Annotated in this window: 9 protein-coding genes and 3 pseudogenes; 9 read left to right on the plus strand and 3 right to left on the minus strand. The window is 45.4% G+C overall.

Annotation, left to right across the window (positions count from 1 at the left end):
- Positions 1-286 (plus strand): annotated as a pseudogene (locus ACEW9J_RS04360) (GAF domain-containing protein); the annotation flags it as partial.
- A 78-nt stretch (positions 287-364) separates the two neighbouring features.
- Here the strand turns inward: ACEW9J_RS04360 and ACEW9J_RS04365 are convergent.
- Positions 365-1,252, minus strand: coding sequence for an alpha/beta fold hydrolase (locus ACEW9J_RS04365; protein WP_373543919.1), 888 nt, complete (start codon positions 1,250-1,252; stop codon positions 365-367).
- Positions 1,253-1,454: 202 nt separating this feature from the next.
- Between ACEW9J_RS04365 and ACEW9J_RS04370 the strand changes: the two genes are divergently transcribed.
- From ACEW9J_RS04370 to ACEW9J_RS04395, 6 genes are all read left to right on the plus strand, one after another.
- A complete protein-coding gene (locus ACEW9J_RS04370; RefSeq protein WP_373543920.1) occupies positions 1,455-1,913 on the plus strand; it encodes a Uma2 family endonuclease in 459 nt (152 codons plus the stop codon).
- Positions 1,914-1,939: 26 nt separating this feature from the next.
- A complete protein-coding gene (locus ACEW9J_RS04375; RefSeq protein WP_373543926.1) occupies positions 1,940-2,071 on the plus strand; it encodes a hypothetical protein in 132 nt (43 codons plus the stop codon).
- Positions 2,072-2,135: 64 nt separating this feature from the next.
- Complete coding sequence (locus ACEW9J_RS04380; RefSeq protein ID WP_373543921.1) at positions 2,136-2,360, plus strand: hypothetical protein; 225 nt, start codon at positions 2,136-2,138, stop codon at positions 2,358-2,360.
- A 43-nt stretch (positions 2,361-2,403) separates the two neighbouring features.
- On the plus strand, positions 2,404-2,829 hold the full coding sequence (locus ACEW9J_RS04385) for a fasciclin domain-containing protein (protein ID WP_373543922.1): 426 nt from the start codon (positions 2,404-2,406) through the stop codon (positions 2,827-2,829).
- Between the two features lie 135 nt (positions 2,830-2,964).
- Positions 2,965-4,056, plus strand: coding sequence for a DUF3326 domain-containing protein (locus ACEW9J_RS04390; RefSeq protein ID WP_373543927.1), 1,092 nt, complete (start codon positions 2,965-2,967; stop codon positions 4,054-4,056).
- Between the two features lie 108 nt (positions 4,057-4,164).
- On the plus strand, positions 4,165-4,749 hold the full coding sequence (locus tag ACEW9J_RS04395; RefSeq protein WP_373543923.1) for a CPBP family intramembrane glutamic endopeptidase: 585 nt from the start codon (positions 4,165-4,167) through the stop codon (positions 4,747-4,749).
- On the opposite strand, the gene ACEW9J_RS04400 is transcribed toward ACEW9J_RS04395, so the two are convergent.
- Entirely contained in the window at positions 4,746-5,474 is a 729-nt protein-coding gene (locus ACEW9J_RS04400) for an ABC transporter ATP-binding protein (RefSeq protein WP_373543924.1), read from the minus strand. The two genes, ACEW9J_RS04395 and ACEW9J_RS04400, sit on opposite strands and share 4 nt — an antisense overlap.
- A 236-nt stretch (positions 5,475-5,710) precedes the next feature.
- Here ACEW9J_RS04400 and ACEW9J_RS04405 point away from each other — a divergent pair, with 236 nt between their 5' ends.
- Together ACEW9J_RS04405 and ACEW9J_RS04410 are read left to right on the plus strand one after the other, a co-directional pair.
- On the plus strand, positions 5,711-5,941 hold the full coding sequence (locus ACEW9J_RS04405) for an addiction module antitoxin (protein WP_373543925.1): 231 nt from the start codon (positions 5,711-5,713) through the stop codon (positions 5,939-5,941).
- Positions 5,928-6,134 (plus strand): annotated as a pseudogene (locus ACEW9J_RS04410) (type II toxin-antitoxin system PemK/MazF family toxin); the annotation flags it as partial. The gene ACEW9J_RS04405 and the pseudogene ACEW9J_RS04410, both read left to right, overlap by 14 nt.
- Positions 6,135-6,146: 12 nt before the next feature.
- Here ACEW9J_RS04410 and ACEW9J_RS04415 read toward each other — a convergent pair.
- Positions 6,147-6,403 (minus strand): annotated as a pseudogene (locus ACEW9J_RS04415) (ISAzo13 family transposase); the annotation flags it as partial.

The raw sequence follows: 6,403 nt of genomic DNA on the forward strand, positions 1-6,403 counted from the left end.
CGATCGGCAGTTCGATTTAGAATTTGCATATCGAACCGTTTCAGTGCTGGTAATCCCGATGCAAAATCGGGAGGGCGAGACGATTGGGGTATTGCAACTGATCGATCGCAAGCTCAAAGCCGATCTTCAAATTACACCAGAGAATGCGCTGTCGATTACCCAACCTTACTCTGATTGGGAACAGCAGATCGTCCGCTCTTTAGCTTCGCAAGCAGCAATTTCGATCGAGCGCAACCACTTATTAGAAAGTATCGAGGAGCTATTTGCCGGATTTATCACAGTGTCCAATTAGAGTTAATGTAGGGTGTGTTAGGCATCAGTCGTAACGCACCAGGATCGATACCCAAGGATCTGATTTAGATTGTTATTTCCTAGCAAAATCCAAAATATACTCAGCCGTAATTTGTGCCATTTCTAAATGGGGAACATGTCCGCAATTATCGATCCATTCGAGTCGAGCGTTAGGTAAATTTTGCTTGAATAGTTGCGCTGCTTCAGTACCCAAGATCCGATCGCACTTACCCCAGAGAATTAGAGTTTCTTGCTCTATTTCTGACAATCTATCTAGTAAATATCCATAACCACCACTCCGAGTAAATGCAATCAAAGCTTCTCGCCAATTTGGCATTTCTAGATGGAGAGCCGCGCACAATTGAGCATCTACAGTGACAAATTCTTTATCGAAATAAGCCTTTTCACTAACACTTTTGCGAACTTTCGGACTCGATAGAAATTTAGTAGCTAAATTGCCTAGAGGTTGAATTAAAAATTTCCCCATTGCTGGAGGTTGTGTGAATCCAGCACTGTCAATTAGGACTAATTTATGGACGGCTTCAGGATTATTTAATGTAAATTCGATCGCGGCTGCACCACCCATCGAGACACCGACTAATATCATTGGTTGTTGAATCTGTGTCTGCCAAAATGCCTGAAGATGAGTAAGAATACTATCCTTGCTAAACGGACAGTCGATCGATCTTTCAGTAAATCCAAATCCTAAAAGATCGATCGCCCAAACTTGTTGATGTGGTGAAATAATTGGAATAATTCTCCGAAATTCAAAGAGCGAACTATCAAATCCATGTAGAAAGACAATCGGGATACCACCCGTACCTTGATGGATATAACTAGTTGGAATTGCTTGTGAAAGTAAGGATGTGAGGATATCGAAGCGCTGAATTTGACTGGCAAATGCGCTCGATTCTTGCTCTGTAAGTTGCTTGACGCTCAGGGGTAAGAAGCTAGGAAACATGGGTGGCAAGTTTGGTTATTGGCACAGCCGCGCCGAGAGGTAATCGTCTTTGATTATTACCGAGATCGTCGATCGGTGGCTTAAAATAGTAGTCAAGCTTTCGATCCACACAGGTGCAAAGCGGAGATCCTAAAATATGACTGTCTTAAAAACACTGCCCGATTCTAGTGTACCGTCGAATACGTTGGTGGAGCCTCTGAATATGAGCACAGCGATAGAATCATCATCATCCATCCATTTTAAATACTGGACTGTCCAAGAATATCACCGGATGAGTGATTTGGGTATTCTCGATCCTAGTGAACGGACTGAATTAATTGCTGGACAAATTATACTAATGACAGCTAAAAGAACTCCTCATGTACTTACTCTCCGGTTGTTAGCTACTGCACTAGAAAATGCACTTGTAGATCCTGCTGTTTTTGTCAGCACACAATATCCGATTCGACTAGATAACTTTTCGGAACCAGAACCAGATCTTGCCCTTGTTAAAGGAACTATCTTAGATTACGCACAAGCTCATCCTGGTGCTGAAGATATCTATCTTGTCATCGAAGTCGCTGATTCGACACTCAAACAGGACTGCGAAGTCAAAGATAAACTCTATGCTCGTTGGCGTAGCCTCTCCTTGGAGAATCGAGTATCGCTGAATATTGGGTAATAGATATCAAAAATCGCCAAGTTCAGATCTTTCGAGATCCCACACCCACAGGTTACGGTAGCCAACTAATTCTGACAGAAACTCATTCAGTTTCACCTTTGGCATTCCCTGAGCTGATTTTATCGATCGCATCTATAATATTACCGCCATTGCTATAGATGACGGGTAAGAAACTAGGAATCAGGGGCTAATTGTGCTGTGAGTAAATATCACAGCCGATAATTGGATGACAGTATCAATAGGATCGTCGATCCTCTTCGACAGAGCTTCACGGGCAATGCTTGTGATGCTGGCGTAGCCTTGCCTTTGGCATTGCGTAGTCGAGTTACGCCAAGAGTACCCAAAGTGCTAGGCGATACCTTGGATCTGAGACAATCTCACCCCTTTGGACGATTTGGCGGCTGCTACATATCTGGTAAAGTGCGATATGGTTCGACCGCGATTTAATTGAGTGCGTCAACAATCATCTAAATTTTGAGTATAAATAAGCATGGCAAATTTATTAGAAACAGCTTCCAAATCCGGTGACTTTACCGTATTGTTAAAGGCAATTAAGGCGACCGAACTTGAAGATACGCTAAATAGCGAAGGTTCGTTTACGATCGTCGCACCGACTGATGATGCCTTTGCAAAGTTGCCAGCAGCAGATCGCGATGCCTTGTTTGCAAATATTCCCAAGCTAAAACGCATCGTGCTGTACCACGCGGTGATGGGAAATGTCCAGTCTGACGATTTGGCAGAGATCGATGAGGCTCCCACGGTGGAAGGCTCGATTATTGCCATCAAGAGAGCGGGCGGGGAGATTCGGATTAATGATGCTCTAGTCACTCAGATGGATATCCTCGCCGATAATGGGGTAATTCACAAAATCGATACGGTGTTGATGCCTGCGATTTTGGAGCATGAATACGACTAGGTTGTTGACGATCGATCGTTGCAAGAGACAGTCAAATGTGGGGTGGTGAGTTCGATGGGGTTGAATCGATCGGGAATTTGCCTGATGATGGACACAGCCGCGATCGATCGATGCCCAGTCCATCACCTGTTATTTATGTCCACTCATCCTTACACAGTAGTTCTCATCGTCCCCACAGGTATCGGAGCCGCGATGGGTGGCTATGCTGGGGATGCTTTACCCATTGCTAGAGCAGTTGCGGCAAGTTGCGATCGCTTAATTACCCATCCCAATGTGATGAATGGGGCGCAGTTGTATTGGAGTATGCCAAACGCGCTCTATGTCGAGGGTTACGCCTTAGATAAATTTGCGGCGGGTGCTTGGGGACTGCAACCAGTCCGCAAAAATCGGATCGGGATCGTGTTCGATCGATCGATCTCCGATGACTTGCGCGTCCGCCATCTTCAAGCCGCAGATGCTTCTAGAGCGACGTTGGGGCTGGATTTAACCGATTATGTCGTGACCGACATGCCATTGGGCGTAGAGCTGCGTACAGCGTCTTCTGGAGCCTCCTGGGGAACGATTCAACAGCCGGATAGTTTGTTACGGGCGGTGGATAAACTGATTACGGTAGCTGGAGCAGAAGCGATCGCCGTAATTGCCAGATTTCCAGACGATCTCGGCGCGACGATCCTCCACGATTACCGTCACGGAATTGGTGTAGATCCACTAGCTGGAGCTGAAGCAGTCATCAGTCATCTCGTCGTGCGGACTTTCAAAGTACCTTGCGCTCACGCACCAGCTCTATCACCACTACCGATCGATCCTGAGATTTCGCCGCGTTCGGCTGCGGAGGAGTTGGGCTATACTTTCTTACCCTGTGTCTTGGTTGGCTTGAGTCGTGCACCCCAATTTATCGCCACACCCCAATCGTCCCAAAATAGGGGTGACGCCTACGCCGCAATTCAACTCAGGCAAGGGATCTGGAATGATGAAGTCGATGCCGTGATTATCCCTGAATCTGCCTGTGGCGGAAGTGGGCTAATTAGTTTTGCAAGATCTTCCCGCGCTAAAATTATTACAGTGGCTGAAAACCAGACGCGGATGGCTGTGACCCCAAAGGAACTCAAGATTCGATCGATTGCGGTAAGATCGTACTTAGAAGCGATCGGTGTCATTACGGTCGATCGAGCTGGGATGAGTCTCGATAGTTTTCGGCCACAGATCGATCGACTTAAAGAGTGTTAAACAGTTGACAGTTGGCATGTTAATACACCTAAATTATGTGCAACTAATACCTTTACCCTCCCCCCTCTTCTACCCCTAAAGCTATCAAGCCTAAAACCTAAAGCCTAGATGAGTAACTCGCACAACCCAGACACCGAACCCTTATCGCGAATGCAGATTTTGATTGCGATGGCGGTAACTGCCATCATCTTGGTGGGAATAGCTAAAACGTGGCTGTATTTTGGAGACTTTCAGTTACGCCCAGTCACGATTGCCATTGAGGATTTGGGGATTGGGATTGCGCTAGGATTGGGATTGACTGGCTTGAGTGCGATCGTCTATGCAGTTTGGGCTATTTATCGAGAGAGTGCAGATTTTTATCTCGATATGGTACTAAAGCCGTTAGCTGTCCCCGATATGTTTTGGCTGGGGCTGCTACCTGGATTGAGTGAGGAATTATTGTTTCGGGGAGTAATGTTACCTGCAATCGGTCTAGATCCGATCGGGATCGTGCTATCTTCGATCTGCTTTGGGGTGTTGCACATGACGAATATGCAGCAATGGCCCTACGCAATCTGGGCGACAGTTGTTGGCATATTACTCGCATTTACAATGGTCGAAACAGGTAATCTATTTATCCCGATTGTGGCTCACGTTACTACTAATTTTATTTCAGGTTTGAGCTGGAAATTTCAGCATTCGGCACACCGTTAATGTCCGCCAACACCCAGATAAGTTTCAATTACCTTCGGATCTTTGAGTAGATCTGCACCGCTACCTTCATGTTTGACAATTCCAGTATCTAAAACATAACCGCGATCTGCCATTGCCAGAGCTTTTTTAGCATTTTGTTCGACGAGTACAATTGCCGTCCCATTTTGATTGATTGCCCGAATCTGCTTGAGGACATCAGTGACTAAAGCGGGTGAAAGTGCTGCTGATGGCTCATCGAGTACTAATAATTCGGGATCGAGCATCAAAGCTTTACCCATCGCTAGCATTTGGCGTTCGCCACCAGAGAGCGTTCCCGCACGTTGTTTGCGCCGCTCGGCAAGTCGGGGAAACATGGTGTAGATTTTTTGTTTGAGCTGTTTGAGATCGTTAGAGCGGATAAAACCACCCATATCTAAATTTTCCTCGATCGTTAGTGACTTAAATACATTCGAGATTTGGGGGACATAACACATCCCTTTTTGAACGATCCGATCGGATTTTAACCCAGTAATTGGTTCGCCTTTAAAAGTAATCGTTCCGGTATGCGGTGTTAACAGTCCGAATATTGTTTTAGCTAGGGTGGATTTTCCCGCACCATTTCCGCCGATGACTGCGACTAATTCCCCTGGTTGGACGACAAAGTTAATCCCATTGAGGATATCCGAGCCAGGAACGTAGCCAGCGCGTACATCCTGAACTATTAGCAGCGGGGGAATGGTGAGCATTGGTGGGATCGATGCGATAGTGGTTACTCAATTTTAGTAGAAAGAGTCTCTTAGAATGGTAACCCTATAGACTTTTGACAATTAAGTCAATGTTGGCGACAATCGTTCTAAATTCTGTTAGCCAATCTTAGGCTCGATCGAGAAATACTAATTCAGCAGTAGCGATCGACCACAGAGAATTTCATATGTGTACGTGTACGTGTTAAAATGACATCATAGATTGAGCAATAATTGCAATGCAACAGAAAATGACCATTACGATCGATCGAGAGGTTTATGACGCTCTCTATCGGGTTGTCGGCAAAGGTAATATTAGTAAATTCCTCGAAAATTTAGCACGTCCTCACGTTTTAAAAGAAGATCTGACATCTGCCTATCAAGCAATGGCAGCGGATACCGAGCGGGAGCGCGAAGCATTGGCATGGAGTAACGGATTGATTGGGAGCGTCAATGATGCTCAGGGGTGAAGTCTGGTGGGTAGATTTCGACCCCTCAGTGGGTGGCGAAATTCGGAAGACTAGACCTGCGGTTATTGTTAGCAACGATGCGGCTAACGCTGCACTAAATCGCGTTCAAGTTGTACCCCTGACTACAAATACAGGTAGATTATACCCCAGTGAAGCGATCGTCATAGTGGATGGCAAAGAAAGTAAGGGACTTACAATTAAAAAATCATTCCAGCTTTGATTCTGGGATGTAGAAAATATCAACAAACCATTTACCAAGATTCAGTTGCTCACCTTGTACTTCTAAACAAGTTAATCGTTGAATTTGATTTTCCACCTCTACCATTGCTTGTTTAGTAAGTTTGACCCCAGTTTTATAGATTTCGGCAACAAATTTGACTACAGGATTTCCCCCCTTCCATGTCATTGTTCGTGCGAAGTTTAATACCGTATCAATCTCATCTAAAATACTCCCATTCCAAT

It is taken from the genome of Chamaesiphon sp., from assembly GCF_041737865.1.
Taxonomy (GTDB): Bacteria; Cyanobacteriota; Cyanobacteriia; order Cyanobacteriales; family Chamaesiphonaceae; genus Chamaesiphon.

Excerpts from the sequence above, each read along its gene's own strand:
- ACEW9J_RS04365 (WP_373543919.1), bottom strand. The coding sequence starts at position 1,252 with ATGTTTCCTAGCTTCTTACCCCTGAGCGTCAAGCAACTTACAGAGCAA.
- ACEW9J_RS04370 (WP_373543920.1), top strand. The coding sequence starts at position 1,455 with ATGAGCACAGCGATAGAATCATCATCATCCATCCATTTTAAATACTGG.
- ACEW9J_RS04385 (WP_373543922.1), top strand. The coding sequence starts at position 2,404 with ATGGCAAATTTATTAGAAACAGCTTCCAAATCCGGTGACTTTACCGTA.
- ACEW9J_RS04390 (WP_373543927.1), top strand. The coding sequence starts at position 2,965 with ATGTCCACTCATCCTTACACAGTAGTTCTCATCGTCCCCACAGGTATC.
- ACEW9J_RS04395 (WP_373543923.1), top strand. The coding sequence starts at position 4,165 with ATGAGTAACTCGCACAACCCAGACACCGAACCCTTATCGCGAATGCAG.
- ACEW9J_RS04400 (WP_373543924.1), bottom strand. The coding sequence starts at position 5,474 with ATGCTCACCATTCCCCCGCTGCTAATAGTTCAGGATGTACGCGCTGGC.
- ACEW9J_RS04405 (WP_373543925.1), top strand. The coding sequence starts at position 5,711 with ATGCAACAGAAAATGACCATTACGATCGATCGAGAGGTTTATGACGCT.